At 40.9% G+C, this 17,244-nt stretch carries 11 protein-coding genes; 2 read left to right on the forward strand and 9 right to left on the reverse strand.

What is annotated here, in order from left to right:
* Positions 1–162: 162 nt before the first annotated feature.
* The 7 genes from PSI22_RS16825 to mak all read right to left on the reverse strand — a co-directional run bounded on the left by PSI22_RS16825 (position 163) and on the right by mak (position 12,462).
* A complete protein-coding gene (locus tag PSI22_RS16825) occupies positions 163–1,785 on the reverse strand; it encodes an ABC transporter substrate-binding protein (RefSeq protein WP_273580751.1) in 1,623 nt (540 codons plus the stop codon).
* A 72-nt stretch (positions 1,786–1,857) separates the two neighbouring features.
* Positions 1,858–3,492, reverse strand: a complete 1,635-nt coding sequence (locus tag PSI22_RS16830; protein ID WP_273580752.1) for an ABC transporter substrate-binding protein — start codon at positions 3,490–3,492, stop codon at positions 1,858–1,860.
* A gap of 128 nt (positions 3,493–3,620) precedes the next feature.
* Positions 3,621–5,255 (reverse strand): peptide ABC transporter substrate-binding protein, encoded by a 1,635-nt coding sequence (locus PSI22_RS16835; RefSeq protein ID WP_273580753.1) that lies wholly within the window; start codon positions 5,253–5,255, stop codon positions 3,621–3,623.
* Between the two features lie 273 nt (positions 5,256–5,528).
* Complete coding sequence (locus PSI22_RS16840) at positions 5,529–7,160, reverse strand: bifunctional metallophosphatase/5'-nucleotidase (protein WP_273580754.1); 1,632 nt, start codon at positions 7,158–7,160, stop codon at positions 5,529–5,531.
* A gap of 68 nt (positions 7,161–7,228) precedes the next feature.
* Positions 7,229–9,181: a bifunctional 2',3'-cyclic-nucleotide 2'-phosphodiesterase/3'-nucleotidase gene (locus PSI22_RS16845; RefSeq protein WP_503016476.1), complete on the reverse strand. Its 1,953-nt coding sequence runs from the start codon at positions 9,179–9,181 to the stop codon at positions 7,229–7,231.
* A 65-nt stretch (positions 9,182–9,246) separates the two neighbouring features.
* Positions 9,247–10,398 (reverse strand): porin, encoded by a 1,152-nt coding sequence (locus PSI22_RS16850; protein WP_273580756.1) that lies wholly within the window; start codon positions 10,396–10,398, stop codon positions 9,247–9,249.
* A gap of 1,155 nt (positions 10,399–11,553) precedes the next feature.
* Positions 11,554–12,462: a fructokinase gene (gene mak, locus PSI22_RS16855; RefSeq protein ID WP_273580757.1), complete on the reverse strand. Its 909-nt coding sequence runs from the start codon at positions 12,460–12,462 to the stop codon at positions 11,554–11,556.
* Between the two features lie 220 nt (positions 12,463–12,682).
* On the opposite strand from mak, the gene rdgC reads away from it, so the two are divergent.
* Positions 12,683–13,594, forward strand: a complete 912-nt coding sequence (gene rdgC, locus PSI22_RS16860) for a recombination-associated protein RdgC (protein ID WP_038205023.1) — start codon at positions 12,683–12,685, stop codon at positions 13,592–13,594.
* A gap of 93 nt (positions 13,595–13,687) precedes the next feature.
* Here rdgC and PSI22_RS16865 read toward each other — a convergent pair whose 3' ends face one another.
* Positions 13,688–14,833: a porin gene (locus tag PSI22_RS16865; RefSeq protein ID WP_273580758.1), complete on the reverse strand. Its 1,146-nt coding sequence runs from the start codon at positions 14,831–14,833 to the stop codon at positions 13,688–13,690.
* A gap of 523 nt (positions 14,834–15,356) precedes the next feature.
* Between PSI22_RS16865 and PSI22_RS16870 the strand changes: the two genes are divergently transcribed.
* Positions 15,357–15,995, forward strand: a complete 639-nt coding sequence (locus tag PSI22_RS16870; RefSeq protein ID WP_273580759.1) for a TetR/AcrR family transcriptional regulator — start codon at positions 15,357–15,359, stop codon at positions 15,993–15,995.
* A gap of 111 nt (positions 15,996–16,106) precedes the next feature.
* Here the strand turns inward: PSI22_RS16870 and hypB are convergent, their stop codons facing one another.
* Positions 16,107–17,015, reverse strand: a complete 909-nt coding sequence (gene hypB / locus PSI22_RS16875; RefSeq protein ID WP_273580760.1) for a hydrogenase nickel incorporation protein HypB — start codon at positions 17,013–17,015, stop codon at positions 16,107–16,109.
* Positions 17,016–17,244: the final 229 nt, after the last annotated feature.

Raw genomic sequence — 17,244 nt, forward strand, 5'->3', positions numbered from 1 at the left:
AAAATGAAATATATTCAAGTTATGATGTTCTGCATTGATCACGTACTACAGCAATAATTGAAATTTGAACTCAGATAGAAACAGTAATTTTATCAACAATTATCCAGAGCCTGAAACATGGATTAGAGCCTGCGAGTAACAGGCTCTTAAGTTCCAATTAGCTTAGTGCTGGATAATATAAAGATCTTTTGTCGAAATATACCCCATGGGATTGACATAAAACCCACCAACATAAGGCTTTACCATTTTTGCATTAACATAATAATAAATAGGAATAACAGGTGAATCTGTGGTGATGACATCTAATCCTTGTTGATAATACGATTTATCATTAGTCTCTCCTGCTTTTTTTATTAAAGCATCGTAATTATTATTTTCATATAGTGAAGTATTTTTAATTTGCCCTGACATAAACATACTTAAAAATGTCATAGGGCTATTATAATCGGCAATCCATGCTCTTCTGATAACATCGAATTTACCTTGATGCATATTATCAAGCATTACTTTCCATTCTTGATTCTGCAAAGTCGCATCAACACCGAGGTTTTTTTTCCACATGGAGCTAACCGCAATGGCAATTTTCTTATGCGCTTCTGAGGTGTTATAAAGTAAGTTAAATCTGAGCGGATTATTCTGATTAAATCCTGCATCATTCAATAATGTTTTAGCTTTTTCAATTCGCTGAGCCTGAGTCCATGAAGCATAATCGGGTTCTGTAAATTTAAACCCTCCAACATTGGGAGGAACAACCGTATAAGCCGGCTTCTGCCCCTGACTCAATATCTTATTAGCAATCACTTCTCTATCTACAGCTAAGTTCAGTGCCTGCCTCACCTTCATATTATCAAACGGTGGTTTTTTATTATTAATTTCGTAAAAATAAACGCCTGTTTGAGGAGATATGTAGATTTGATCGTTGATTGTTTTCTTGAGTGATTCAAAAGAATCCAATGGAATAGTTTCGGTAAAATCAACTTCTCCTGCTAAATAACGATTCAAAGCAGCTTTTTCTGAACCTATAACAAGATAAATCACTTTATTAATCACCGTATTTTTATCATCCCAATAATGGGAATTTCTGATACCGATGATTTTTTCATTTACCATCCATTCAGACAATTTAAATGGCCCGCTACCGACAAAAGATTCCGGCCTTGTCCATTTATTGCCATATTTTTTAATCACTTTTTCATTGAGCGGAACCATAACAGGATGGGTCAATATCTGTAAAAAATCCCCCATCGGTTTATCCAGACTGACTTCTAACGTCATATCATCCAATGCTTTTACTCCAAGCTCCTCACCTTTCTTCTTGCCTCTGAGCACATCATTTGCATTTACAATAGCCGCATTCTCAAGATAACTACCGTAAGGAGAAACAATATCGGGATCAACCAGGCGCCGCCAACTAAACACGATATCATTAGCAGTGATTGGTGTGCCATCTGACCATTTAATATCTTTCCTAAGATGGAAAACCCATGTTTTGTTATCACGGGTTTCCCAACGCTCTGCCAATTTCGGCTCTATATTACCTTTTCTGTCGGTATAAACTAACCCATCAAAAAAATCATGAATGATATTGAATTCAACATTACTTGAAACTTTGTGTACATCTAATGAAGCAGGTTCTGAAGCATGGTTACGCACAACCTCCTGCTTAGAGGCCAATTTTATACCATCAGGAACAACCGCAGCATGGGACAATGCAATATTTCCCAACATCATCGCAATAGCACAAGAAAGTATTTTTATCTTTTTATTTATTGTGATTTTATTCATATTTTATTCTCCATAATCGTATTTATTTTTACATTTATCTTAAATCCTTCGTGGCAAAATATTTACTATCATTTAATACTTAATGATATAAAGGTCTTTTGTGGAAATATAATCCGTTGGATTAATGTAAAGCCCACCGACATACGGTTTTACCAATTTATTACTAACGTAATAGTAGATAGGAATGATTGGCATATCATTGGTGAAAATATTCATGGCTTTTTGATAATAGATTATATCATTGGTTTCACCTGCTTTAATCACCATCTGATCAAAATCGCTATTTTCATATAAGGGTACGTTATGACTACTTCCTGTGATGAACGTATCCAAGAAAGACATAGGGCTATTATAATCCGCAGTCCATGCGTATCTGACAACATCAAACTTGTTTTGATGCATATTATCCAACATCACCTTCCATTCTTGATTTTGCAAGTTGGCTTGAACACCAAGATGTTTTTTCCACATTGAAGTAACGGCTATAGCAATTTTCTTATGCGCTTCCCTTGTATTATAAAGCAAGTTAAATTGCAGTGGATTATCTTGATTAAAGCCCGCTTCATTCAATAATTCTCTGGCTTTTTTAATACGTTGTTCTTGTGTCCAAGAGGCAGCTTCAGGTGGTATTAAATTGAATCCCCCGGTATTTGGCGGAATAATATCATAGGCAGGTCGTTGGCCCTGTCCCAATACTTTATCAGCAATAACGTCTCTATCTACGGCTAAACTTAATGCCTGCCTCACCCTGACATCATCAAATGGAGGCTTTTTAGTATTGAAGACGTAATAGTAAGTACTCAACATGGGAGCAATATGAACCTGATCGCCCAATTTTTTCTTTAATGACGCAAAAGAATCCAATGCAATAGACTGGGTGATATCAATTTCGCCTGCGAGATAGCGGTTTAAATCTGCTTTTTCTGATACAAGAGAAAGATAAGTTACTTTATTGATTACGGTGTTCTTATCATCCCAGTACTGAGGGTTTCTGACACCAACCACGTTTTCATTCACTTTCCATTCAGACAGTTTAAAAGCGCCACTAGAAACAAAAACGTCTGGCTGCATCCATTTATCACCATATTTTTTAACGGCTTTTTCACTGATAGGCACCAAAATCGGGTGAGTCAACATCTGCAATAAATAAGCGACAGGCTTCTCTAATTTGACTTCCAAGGTTAAATCATCCGTCGCTTTTACACCCAGTTCTTGTTTTTTCTTCTTGCCTGACAGTATATCGTTTGCATTGACCACAAAAGCGGAGCCGAGGTAACTGCTATAAGGAGATCCTATCTCTGGATCAAGTAAGCGTTGCCAGCTAAAAACCACATCGTGAGCCGTAATCGGTGAACCATCAGACCATTTGCTGCCTTTTCTGATATGGAAGATCCAAGTCTGGTTATCCTTCGTTTCCCAGCTTTCCGCTAATCTGGGCACAATATTGCCTGTGCTATCGGTGTAAACCAAACCATCAAAAAAATCATGGATAATATTCAACTCAACATTACTTTCAACTTTATGCACATCCAAAGAGGCAGGAAATGAACCATTATTACGCACAATTTCCTGTTTATCGGCTAACTGGGTTCCGGGCGGAACTACTGCTGCATGAGATTGTGCGATATTTACCAATATAATCGCTATAGAGCAGGTGAGTATTTTGGTTGTTTTATTTTTTATAAACTTAGCTATGATATTTTTCATTTTTACCATCTCCATTATTGTCATTATTTTTTATTACATCACATTACCATTTCGTTGTAATTACGAATTAAATTAATCTATTCATGTAATAAGATCCTGTTTAAACAGACTCTTATTTTCGATACAATCTAGTGTTTAATAATATACAGATCTTTTGTTGGAATATCTCCTAACGGGCTAATATGAACCCCGCCAACATAAGGTTTTACTAATTTAGTGCTAACATAATAATAAACAGGAATGGCAGGTGAATCTTGGGTGAGGATATCAAGTGCCCGCTGGTAATATATTTTGTCGTTGGTTTCATCCGCCTTTAATACCCATTGATCAAATTCTTTATTACTATATTGCGGTATGTTATTAGTATTTCCTGTGGTAAAAATATCTAAAAAAGATGTCGGGCTATTATAATCAGCGTTCCATGCGTATCTAACAACCTCAAAATTTCCTTGAGACATGGTATCGTACAATGATTTGCTTTCTTGATTTTGTAAAACAACTTCAACACCGAGGTTCTTTTTCCACATCGAACTGGCTGCAATGGCAATTTTTTTATGGGTATCTGACGTGTTATACAACAAGGTAAATTTGAGCGGGTTATTTTCATTAAAACCGGCTTCATTCAGTAACGCTTTGGCTTTTGCAACACGCTGTTCTTGTGTCCATGAGGCATAATCAGGATGTTTTAAATAAATTCCCCCGCTACCTGGATAAACCACATCGAAAGCGGGTTTTTGCCCATTCCCCAATACCTTGTCAGTAATAATGGCTCTGTCCAACGCTAAAGTCAGTGCTTGCCTGACCCGAACATCATTAAATGGCGGTTTTTGCGTATTAAAAAGATAATAATAAACGCTCATTTTGGGCGAAATATGGAATTGATCGCCAAACTTCTTTTTGAGTGTTGGAAAAAAATCCGATGGGCCACCGTTGGATATATCAAGCTCTCCTGCCATATAACGATTGAGGTCAGCTTTATAGTCTGACAGTGGCAGATAGGTGACTTTGTTAATCACCGTGTGCTTATCACCCCAATAGTAAGGATTTCTGACACCCACAATTTTTTCATTCACTATCCATTCAGAGAGTTTAAAAGGCCCGTTGCTGACAAAAAATTCGGGTTGTGTCCATTTATTCCCATATTTTTTGACAACCTTTTCACTGATGGGAGACATTACCGGATGCGCCATCATTTGTAATAAATCCGCTTTTGGCCTTCCCAAAGTGACTTCTATGGTTGCATCATCCAGTGCTTTCACACCGAGTTCTTCGGGTTTTTTCTTGCCCGATAACACATCATATGCATTCACCACAGTTGCCTGAACCAAATAGCTACCATAAGGAGAAATAGTGTCAGGCGTGACCATTCGCCGCCAAGAGAAAACCACATCATGAGCAGTGATGGGTGAACCATCTGACCATTTAATCCCTTTTCTTAAATGGAAAACCCACGTTTTATTATCGTTGGTTTCCCAACGTTCAGCTAAGGCAGGAATAATTTTATCTTTTTTATCGATAGCTACCATCCGTTCAAAAAAATCACGCAGAATATCAAATTCACTGCTGCTGTCGGATTTATGAGGGTCTAAAGAGACGGGTTCTGAAAAATTATTACGCGTGATTTCTTGTTTATCGGCCAATTGTGTACCAGAAGGAATAACGGCCGCATAAGAGTAAGTTACACTTCCTAGTATAAGACTCACAATACAGGTTAATACTTTAGCAATTTTATTTTTTATTAAGCTCACCATAAAATTCTGCATATTGATATTCTCCATAGATATTTTGATTATTATTAATAAATATTACATATATCACTATTACCTTAATGATCATGGCTATTACAGTTAATGCCTTCGTGTAATTCGCCTGTTTAATTTACCTAAACTCCGTCAGAGCTGCTTACACGTAACGTAAAAAGCAACGCCAGATAAGTAGCGTTGCTCTTAATTATCAGAATCAGCACGATACTTACAGTATCTTTGATTTGCCTGTTTTACCTACAGTAATTTTCTTTATCTCTTACTGAGGTCACATTATTTTCTATTTATATTAACGATGCGATCCTGTTTTGGATAAATAATCGGAGACTTTTTAGCGAAGTAGTTAACGACAGCCTCTATATCAGGGACGCTGTAAACAGGATCGGTTCCCTCTTTAAATACAGAGAAATTACTGCCTCCCGTTGCCAGATATTCATTGGCCGCCACGCGATATTTCGCTTTTAAGTCAACGGGCTTACCATTGATTTTCATTGAGCTGACCATGACACGTTCTCCCACGGGTTTTGAGCTATCCCATGCGTATTCAAAACTGTGAGATATCGCCAGAATTTGTGGCCGTGAACGATCCCACTGCTGTTCCAGCAGACGTTTGATCTGCTCCCCAGTCAATGTTTTGGTCACCATCATATTCGAGAACGGCTGAACGGTATAAATTGCATTGTACGTCACATCGCCGGCGTCCATCGGGGCGCGGATACCACCGCCATTCACAAACGCCAGTTGCGCTCCTCCCGCCTTTTTTGGCGCGGTGGTAAATAAGTGAGCGTCAGCAATCACTTTACCCAACGAGGATTCTCCACCATGGGTTGTCTGTTGAGTCAGATTGCTTTCCAGTTTGCCAATCACGCGGTTTGCCAGCGGAGTGGCAATTTTTTCATAGGCAGCCAACAAATTGGTGATTTGCGGATCTTTGGCATATTTACGATTATCAACCCAGATGTTTTTCGCCTTGAAATCAACCACATCTTTGGTGGTTTTATCCAATTTCAGATCCAATCTGGTGATCAACGCGCCATTGGATTCGGCAGAAGTAACGGATTTACCATTAATCACGCAGTTATACGCCTGATGAGTATGACCGCTGATGACGAAATCCACTTCTTTATCCAGATGATTGACGATATCCAGCACTTTGCCTGTCACGTCATTACAGGCGTTAACGTCAATCCGGCCATCTTCACGCTTTTGAGCCGCCCCTTCATGGATCAGAACACCAATCGCTTTCACGCCTTTTTTCTGTAATTCCGGCACCAAAGCGTTGATGGTTTTGACTTCATTGGCAAAACTCAGCCCTTCTGTGCCCTGCGGGGTGACGATGGCTGGCGTGCCTTCCAACGTCAGGCCAATAAAGGCCACAGGAATTCCGTCAAATTCTTTGATCACATATTCAGGGAATAGGGCTTTGCCCGTCTTATCGACGGTGACGTTAGCGGACAAATACTGGAATTTAGCACCCTTGAATGGCGTTGGCCCCTGACAACCAGTTACTGGGTGGCAGCCGCCATTTTGTTTACGCAGCAGTTCATCCTTGCCCTTGTCGAATTCATGGTTACCCACTGAAGTTGCTTCCAACCCGGCAAGGGACAGGGCTTCAATGCTCGGCTCATCATGGAACATGGAAGAGAGTAGCGGGCTGGCACCTATCATGTCACCCGCAGCGACCACGATATTATTCGGATTCTCTTGCTTCAGTTCCTTAAGCAGCGTTGCCATATATTCGATTCCCCCCGGCTGATTTGGGCTGGGGGCTTTCAGGGCACCATGAAAGTCATTCAAGGCCAGTACCCGAACATCTATTATATTTGCTGTGTCATCAGCGGGTTTAGTTGCACATCCCGCCGCCGTCAATGCGAGAACGATAGGCAATAGTTTAAAAAAACGCATAATAAGAAATCCTTTATCAATGAAACAATCAGCTTGCCCCACAGGGCAGGCTCCAGTCAGATCAGGGTTTATTTCTTCTCTGTTAGATCAATTTGATAGACAGCAAAGCCGACGTCATCATTTTTCAGGTATTTCACCGGATATTGAGCGTGCGATTTGATGAATGTTGCGGCTTTCTCGGTTGGAGACGTTTCAAAGCGTACATCCAGTTTTTTATCCGTCTTGATCGGCAGGAATGACCAGTTGTTTTCAGCCTGCGTTGATACTATGCCCTTCTCTTTGGTGATTCGGGAAATGTAGGAGGCCAGAATAGTACGATTTTCATCGGGTGAAGCGAAGGCGATGTGGTTATCACCCGTGCCAGCAAATTTACCGCCGTAACCACGGTAGTTATTGGTTGCAATCAAGAAAGTTGCTTTCGGATCAATGGGTTTTCCCTGATAGGTTACCTCTTTGATTCGATTCGCCTCTTTGTTGATCAACTGACATTCAACGTCATATTTCGCGGGCTGAGTCAGGTCAATCTTATAATCAACGCCACTGATGGTATCGAAGTTATAGGTACGGAAGCCATCCCAGTCCAGTAAATTTTGCGGTTTGGCAGAGTTTGGATCAATCTGGTTATACATTCCCGCTGAACATTCCAGCCACTGAACGACGTCAGCGCCGCTCGCTTTCACTACCACCAGAGTATTCGGGTAGAGATACAGGTCGGCAGCGTTACGGAAAGTCAGATCCCCTTTTTCCACTTCGACAAAATCAGCCGGCGCATTTTTGCGTCCACCCACTTTAAATGGCGCTGCGGCAGCTAATACCGGCAGATCGGCCAGATCAGGATCTCCCTGAATGAAACGCTTGGTGTAATCAATCTGGGCATCATTGACGATCTTAACAGTCGGATCGCTCTGGATCAGAGCCAGATAGCTATACATATTCGCAGAGGCTTTACCGATAAGTTTGCCAACGAACTTACGGGTTCCTTCACTCTCTTTCTCAATAATGGCAGCCAGTTTGTTATCCCGCTCAACCCGAGCTTTTTTGTGGGCTTTGTCGTAAATTGGGCGCGCTTCCGCCTTAGCTGATTCCGTTTTCCATTCGCCGCTGTCGTTATTGATCACCAGATCAACAACGCCCAAGTGATCTCCCCACTGACCCGGCATTACGGCAGGAATGCCATTGACCGTTCCATTGGCAACATCGACGCCCTTGATGCCAGCATATTCCTTACTCGGGAAGACACCGTGGGCATGACCGAACATAATGGCGTTAATACCGGAAACTTCACTCAAATAGTAAACGGAGTTTTCCGCCATCGCTTTGTAAGGCTCTTGGGAAAAGCCAGAATGTGGGATGGCAACAACCAAGTCTGCCCCTTCTTTTTTCATTTGAGGGACGAATTTTTTCGCAGTCTCGGTGATATCGTTGACCACCACTTTGCCACCCAGATTTGCTTTATCCCAAATACTGATTTGAGGTGGCACAAAGCCGATATAGCCGATCTTAATGGTGTGTTCTTTGCCTTCACGATCTTTGACTGGGGTATCAACAATAATGTAAGGCGTAAAGTAGTTTTTGCCTGTCTTGGCATCCATGATATTGGCATTAATATAAGGGAATTTGGCACCTGCGATGGCCTGTTTCAGGTAATCCAGACCAAAGTTGAATTCGTGGTTACCAAAGTTACCCACGGTATAGCCCATGGTATTCATCAGTTTGTGGGCAGGATGGACATCACCTTTTTTAAGGCCTTTTGCCGCCATGTAATCTGCCAGCGGACTGCCTTGAATCAGGTCACCGTTATCAACCAGAACCGCGTTGGTTGCTTCAGCTTTGGCTGCTTTGATTAAGTTCGCGGTACGAACCAAACCAAACTGCTCAGTAGGTTTATCTTTAAAGTAATCGAAATCAATCAGATTGCTGTGAATATCCGATGTTTCCATAACGCGTAAATCGACTGTTGCAGCATTCACATTGAATGCCACCAGCATTGCCAATGTTGAAATTTTCAACACATTCTTCATCATGTACCCCCTCTATTGAATGATGTGGAAGAGCCGATCAATTGGCTCTTCCCATAGCATTTTGTCTAGAAATACAAACGCGCCCCTGTTTCCAAAATGGTCTGTTTTTTATCTTTATAAACCGGATTGTCGCTACGGGCATCATCATATGCCATTTCAACAAACAGGCGCAGGTTATTGTACTTAGAAACGGCAAAGCGTTTATCTACACCAACCGCATAAGTCTGTTTTTGATAGTTAAATGTATTGGCATCCCCATCCCGCAGGTAATAACCCGCATACATTCCGCTTTCGATTTTATCCCAGTGCCATTTCACACCCAGACCATACAGGTTTGCTTTCCAATCGCCTTTCACGGAGTTCGACTTGAGTGCCTCTGCCCCGCCTTGTTTATAAATCAGGCCTGAATTTTTGGAACGCGCTATACCGTAGTCCAGACCAATCGAGAATTCACGCCCCGGGAAATAATACTCCATGCCGAAAGCCAAGAGGCTATCTTGGGGCGATTTCGCCGAATCTCCTTGCGATTCCCCTATTGCCGCAGAATAGCCGCCATCAAATTCCAGACCAAAGTCTGATTTATAAAAACCAACGACAGAATAGGCATGGCGAATATCTCCAGGCTTGCGCTCCTTATCAGAACCGGATTTACCACTGTAGGTCGCTGCGACCTTGAAGCCCTCATAACGATTGGTTTCGACAAAAATGGTCTGTGGCAGACGGGTCATGAAGTTGTTTCTACCAACACCATTTTTCTCATTACCTGTAGCGCGTCCCAATACATCGCTGAAATAAAATGCACCCGTGTTGCCATAGCCATAGCTGGATTTTTTCACCCAATCGATAGGAATATAAGTCCGGCCAAATTGGATCTGGCCATAATCCCGATGAGAAAAACCGAGATAACCGACACGGTTAAACATATCAAAGCCGGTTTCAAAGTTATCACTATTGGTTTTCTGGGTATCAGAACCCCACTCCATTTTGCCAAAGGCTTTAATAGCCCTGGTGAGTTCGTGGCTGCCAGAAATACCAATACGGCTGCCATCATCACGCATTCTGATATCACGATCCTGGCTGGTTACCTGTGCTTTTAGACGGAACTGTCCACTCAGCTCCATCTGAGTTCCTTTGTCATTGTATACAGTGGCGGAATTAGCACTGCCAGAAATAACTAATAAACCCATTAAAGCTGCTAACGGTTTCATACTTTTCATAATAAGACACCCACAAAATATTAAGTTTAATAATTTGATTTTCTTTCAGGTAAAACGTATCCCTATCGCGAAACGTGCCGCAATATATTTGGGACAATAAATCCCCGTCACGATTTTTTCGTGAAAAAAGAAAATCGCTTAAAAAATGACAATGCTTTAATGTTCTTTAAATTTATTTATATTACATCTTTCCTTTGAATGTTTTATAAACACCGCTCTAGAGTCATTAATCAAAATAAGGCGCAATAGCAATCAGTTTGCTTTTAAGCAAAAAAATTATTGAATGTTTAAATTTTCAGTTCCATGACACATTGAATCCATTTTATTACATACTTTAATAATAACTTAAAAAAATCATTTTTTTCGTGAAGAAATCCACATTAACACAAATATATGTACAAAAAATTACATCGATATGTGATAAATATCACAAAAATTAGTTATTTTTCACTTTTACCTTTAAACTGCATCATAGCAATCCATAAAACCATTTTTATCAAGCGACGACAAATAAAGACATTTATTTACTCCATCTCATATGTATTGTTATTCGTAAATTTAATATATCTATATTTTTTACAACTTAAATAATTAATAAATTTAAAGTCTAATAAGAAAATCAATGATTAAATAAATATTTTTTTCATTATCATAAGAATATACGTCATAAGTAACTTGAATGGGTTGATTTATGGTTTCAAAAATTATCCGTAACATAAAAATAAAATTTAAATATATAAATATATAAATATATAAATATATAAATAAGTTTTCAAAATGCTAGATCACTTTCTTACTCCTCGCGGTGCGAGGAGTAAGAGGGCTTCAAGCGCTAAATACATCACTATTATGAAAAGGCATTTATTTAAAAAATTAATTTTAGCTATATATAATGAAAGCTCAAAATCTGTTCGGCAGTATGGGATGCATGGGGTATTTTACGGGTTTAATAATTAATTTAATTAATGAAGTACGATTTTTTTGTGATTTGGGACGAGTCTTAAGACAAGATTAAAGAGGCAACACTGGAAGGTGAGTTTCCCGGTTATCCTGATAGAAAAGCACAGTGGATTGATGAAGGGGATATATGACCTGATATTGATAGCGACATGTTTAATTCATGCCGCTATCTGTGTTAATTACCGGAGTACGTAGTTATTTATGAGGCCACAGCCAAGCCGCGCCTCGTACCCCACTGGAGTCACCATGCAGTGCTTTTTTGATCGGCGTTGCACACTCCCCACCAAAAACCCACTCTTGAACTAAATCTGGTAAGGTCTGGTAAAGGCGATCGACGTTACTCATGCCACCTCCCAGCACAATGACATCAGGATCAAGTAAATTAATGACTTGTGCCAACGCCCGTGCCAGACGTCTTTCATAACGGCGTATAGCCAATTCAGCTATCTCATCCCCCTGCACCAGCGCTTCCATGATTTCATGACCTTTCTTACGAACTCCACTTAAGCGGAAGTAATCCGTCATGAATCCCGTTCCCGACACAAACATTTCGGTACAACCCGGTTTACCACAGAAACAACGGACTTCTTCTTGATATGCCCGATCTTCCTCGTCCATCCACGGTAACGGGTTATGTCCCCATTCCCCTGCCAGACCATTTCCCCCCGCATGTATCTTGCCATCAAAGGCAATGCCTGAACCACAGCCCGTTCCAATAATGACAGCAAACACCATTGGCTTACCCGCTGCGGCTCCATCAGTCGCTTCCGACACTGCCAGACAATTTGCATCGTTGGCGACCCGCACTTCACGTCCCAGCAAGGCAGAAAGATCCTTATCCAGGATCTGCCCATTCATCCAGACTGAATTAGCATTTTTTACTTTTCCGGTAAAAGGAGAAATAGCTCCAGGGATGCCAATACCCACCGTTCCCCGCTGGCCGGTTGCCTGTTCAGCATCGGCAATCAGCCCGGCAATCGCTGCCAGTGTTTGCTGATAATCGTTGCGGGGCGTATCCACCCGTTTGCGAAACAATTCCTCACCCTGATCGCCCAATGCGATCACTTCAATCTTGGTTCCACCGAGATCAATACCTATACGCATAGCTTACCTTTTTCTATTGTTTTCTATCGTTATTTAGAGCTGATTAAATTATGTTACTGCATAATCATTGCCTGAGCCGCACTGACAATCAAGCGTTATAGCCACTCTTTATGCTCTGAAATTGATGAAGTTCTAGGGCTTCGTCACATGATTCGTTATTATGCCCCCTTACGTTTTAAGATGTTCTTTGTCACGATGCGCAAAAATATGGGGTAGCTGCATGTTATGGTTCAAAAATTTAATGATTTACCGTTTAAACCGAGAAATATCACTTTCTGCGGATGAACTGGAAAAACAGTTAAGCTCATTGGCGTTCACCCCATGCGGTAGTCAAGATATGATGAAGACAGGCTGGGTTCCTCCGATGGGCGCTCACGGTGAAGCGCTAACTCATGCCACCGGTAATCAGATCCTCATCTGTGCGCGCAAAGAAGAAAAAATGCTGCCTTCTCCGGTGATAAAACAGGAACTACAGGCCAAAATTGCCCGTCTGGAAGGTGAGCAGCACCGTAAACTGAAAAAAACAGAGAAAGACTCACTGAAAGATGAAGTGATCCACACGCTGCTGCCAAGGGCGTTCAGCCGTTTCAATCAGACGTACATCTGGATAGATACCGTCAACAATCTGATCATTGTTGACGCAGCCAGTGCAAAGCGCGCTGAAGATAATCTGGCATTACTGAGAAAAACGCTGGGATCACTGCCCGTCGTTCCGCTGACATTCACCGATCCTATTGAATTGACCTTAACCGAGTGGGTACGTTCAGGCGATTTGCCCGCCGGTTATGCTTTGATGGATGAAGCTGAGTTAAAAGCGATTCTGGAAGAAGGTGGCGTGATCCGCTGTAAAAAACAGGCATTGGTGTCTGACGAAATTGCGACACATATTGAATCTGGCAAATTCGTCACTAAACTGGCATTGGATTGGGAAGAACGTATCCAATTCATGCTGTCAGATGATGGTTCTTTCAAACGCATCAAATTCAGCGAAACACTGCGTGATCAAAATGACGATATCGACCGTGAAGATGTTGCTCAACGATTCGACGCGGATTTTATCTTAATGACGGGCGAATTAAGTGCGCTTATCAAAAACACCATTGATGCGTTAGGCGGTGAAGCAGAAAGGTAATTTTTTCTGTTTTCCCGTATTCACATAATCAGTGAATACGGGAAATAACAAAATGATAATCATGCAGCCAGAGATTAAATCTGGCTGATAAAATCAGAACCGATAAACTAAACCAACCCCCAGAACATTATCCGTATTGATGTTCACTTTTTTGGTGAAGTCATTGTCTTTCATCAAGTTGATCTTATATTCAGCATAAGTGCCCATATTTTTGTTGAAATTATAGTAAGCACCGACAGAGACGTAATTCACTAAATCTTCAGAATTTTTAGCAGCCAGCACGTTAGTCTCACTGTCTCCACCCAAATCTTTGCCTTTAGAATAAACATAACCTATTGATGGACGCAGACCAAAATCAAACTGATACTGAGCGGTCAGTTCGATGTTCTGAGTTTTATTTGCGAACAAAACATAATTATCGAGTTTACCAAATCGGGTTAAATTACGGCCTTCACCATACATAGCTGCCAGGTAAACATTGTTTTTGTCATATTTCACAGACATCAGCCATGCTTCAGTATTGCTCCCTTTGGCGACAACCTTCGTTTGGTCAGTCCCATTTTTTTGTGCGGAAGTTCGGTTAGAGTTGCCATATGATGCAGCCACACTGATACCATTACCGAAATCATATGAGCTGGAAAGACCAAAACCATCACCATTTTGTCTCAAAATATCATCACGGCCATTAATGGTGCTGCTGTCATTTTTAGTCTGATATTGCAGGGCAAACTTAAGCCCGTCCACCAATCCGAAAAAGTCAGTATTACGGTACGTTAATAACCCTGTCGAACGCCCCATCCAGAAATTATCGGTCGCAGCTATGGAGTCACCACCAAAGAATGGCAATTCATCCGTCCATGCGTTGGTGTCATACACCACACCATAGTTACGCCCATAATCCAGTGAGCCGTACTTGCCGAATTTCAACCCGGCGAAAGCCAGACGTGTTCTGTTATTCTTAGCACCTTCGGTTTCAGACCCGCTTGCGCCCATGTTGTATTCCCAACGCCCGAACCCCGTCAACTGATCCGTAATCTGGGTTTCTCCTTTGATCCCCAGACGAGCGACAGAATTATCACCATTCTTTTTATTCCCTGATTTGGCAAAATAGTGCTGAACATCTGCCTTGCCATATAAATCAATTTTATTACCGTCTTTATTATAAATTTCAGCGGCATTTACTGTGCCAGCGATGAGGAGAGCCGGAATTGCCATTGCTATTGCGTTGTGTTTTATCATTATCATAATCCTCATTAATATTGTTATTTATTTAGCCACTACCAATAAATACACTTTCTAAGAAATACTTTCTCTGAAAGAAACCATTTAGGTGGGCAGGGTTTTACACATTCTTGTTACTCGCAGGTTAAATTTGTAACAAGCAACAACGATACTAAGATCCAAAATAACGTTTTGCTAACAAAAATTAACAAAAAATGCCATCCTGTGAAGGAAATCACATAGCAGGTATGAATTCAATCACCAAGTAGCATTAATTATGATAATAAGTTACTAAAAACAGTAAGTTAGAAATAATAAAGAAAGTAATAAAAAGTAAGCTCTATCATTAATAAATCTATTTTCTCATTGCTAATTACGATAGATTCCGTAGTAATCATCTTTGATATCATTGACAACTGGCTGTAAGTCCTGTAACTGGTGAAATTTGATTTAAGTTCATTTTTATGTAAATGAGTAATGTTTGTTTTTAATAGGATCACGCCAATAAAGTACAAATATTAACAACTCATAAGGTGCTAAAATGGAAAAAAAATACCCACGCCCACGAGGTCGCCCCACAATTCCTGAACAAGAAATACGCCAGAAAATTCATGAGGTCACTCTTTCTCTCCTTTTTACCCAAGGCTATAGTACGACCACGATGGATGTGGTTGCCCAAAAAGCCGGTATTGCAAAAAAAACACTCTATCGTTTTGTCAAAAATCGAGAAGACTTGCTTGAGCAAATTGTACTGCGCTGGACAGATAGCTGTACCCCTACTTTTGAGAAAGATGCCAGTAGTTTTAAACAGGCAATGAAATTATTAGAAAAACATTTGAGAGAAATAGCTCAGAAATTACTGTCTACAGATGCCGTGGGGTTATTCAAATTACTGCAATCTAATTTCCCTTTTCGGGAAGTGCTACTAGAAAAATATCAAAAAAGTGTTTTTGAAAGAGACAAAATAATTTTGGCCAATTGGCTGGAGCGCCAATATCAAAAAGGGTTACTGAGAAAATTGAATTATAATATTATCAGTGAATTAGTCCTTTCAATGGTCATTGCAGAACCACTCAGACAAATGGCTCTGGGAATCATGCCACCTCTGCCAGAAACAGATATTACTCCTCACCTTGCAGCAGCAATAATGTTGCTTGAACTGAGTTTGGTAAAGAAATAACGCTTTTTTACTTGTTAATGCAATCTTATGGCAATAACGCCACTGGCGCTGAAATATCAATGCTCTCAGCGCCCATTTCCCAGCCAACCTGCATTTTCTGATGAAACGGAATCAAGCAGACAAGCGAGCTTCCAGCCACGATAACCATTGGTCAATCCCTTCTCCTGTGGACGCAGACAGTGCAATCACGTCGATATCGGGGTTAATGCAGCGGGCGGCTTGAATACAGGCCTCCAATTCAATATTGAGATAAGGCAGGAGATCGACCTTGTTGATGATCATCAATTCAGCTTCAGCAAACATCATCGGATATTTTAACGGCTTATCTTCTCCTTCAGTGACAGACAACATAACAATTTTATGCTGCTCGCCAAGATCAAAACTGGCTGGGCATACTAAATTCCCGACATTCTCAATAAATAATAAACTGTGTTCGGCCGGCTTCAATTGCCGGGTAGCTTCACGAACCATTTCGGCATCAAGGTAACATCCCTTCCCTGTATTTACCTGGACGGCCTGAATTCCCACAGCTCGAATACGGTCAGCATCATGGCTCGTCTGCTGATCCCCCTCAATAGCAGCACAGGCAACTTTATTCCGTAATCTATTCAGTGTGGCCATCAGTAGTGTTGTTTTACCTGAGCCTGGGCTAGATATCAGATTCAGCGCCAAAATATGGTGGAGGGTAAAGTACCGGCGGTTGCACTCTGCAATGTGATTATTCTGGCTTAATACATCCAGTTCAACTTGCAGCATCTGCTTTTGACAACGGTCAGACACAGGCATATCAAATTCTGGCATTTGTTCGCTGCCGTGGTAATGATGATGCACATCACCATTATGGTGATAGTAGTGGTGGTGGATGATAATAGGCTGACTGCTGTTTTGCGGGATGTCTGCATGAAATTGTCTGGGTTTCTTATCTGCCACAGCGGCATAATCCCCATTCTGAGAATCACTTCCCTGCTCCGGATAAGAATGAGCAGGTTCGCCCCTTTCTCCATAACCATATATGCTCATCACTCAGCTCCTACTCAACTTTAATGAATATCGGTATCACGATACTGAAACTAAAACGTATCTTTGTTTCTCATTGAGAAAAATCTGCTGATTTTCAGCCAGACACCAAACACTATAAATACATCCAATAGCGTTGATTGATACGGGTGAGATTTTTTATAAATCTTGGATTCGACTAATAAGTGCAATTTCTGAAAAAGGCGGTCAGTTGCTATAGTAGGCATCTTTC

Origin of the sequence: Xenorhabdus aichiensis, from assembly GCF_028598775.1 — a bacterium.
GTDB classification, from domain to species: Bacteria; Pseudomonadota; Gammaproteobacteria; order Enterobacterales; family Enterobacteriaceae; genus Xenorhabdus; species Xenorhabdus bovienii.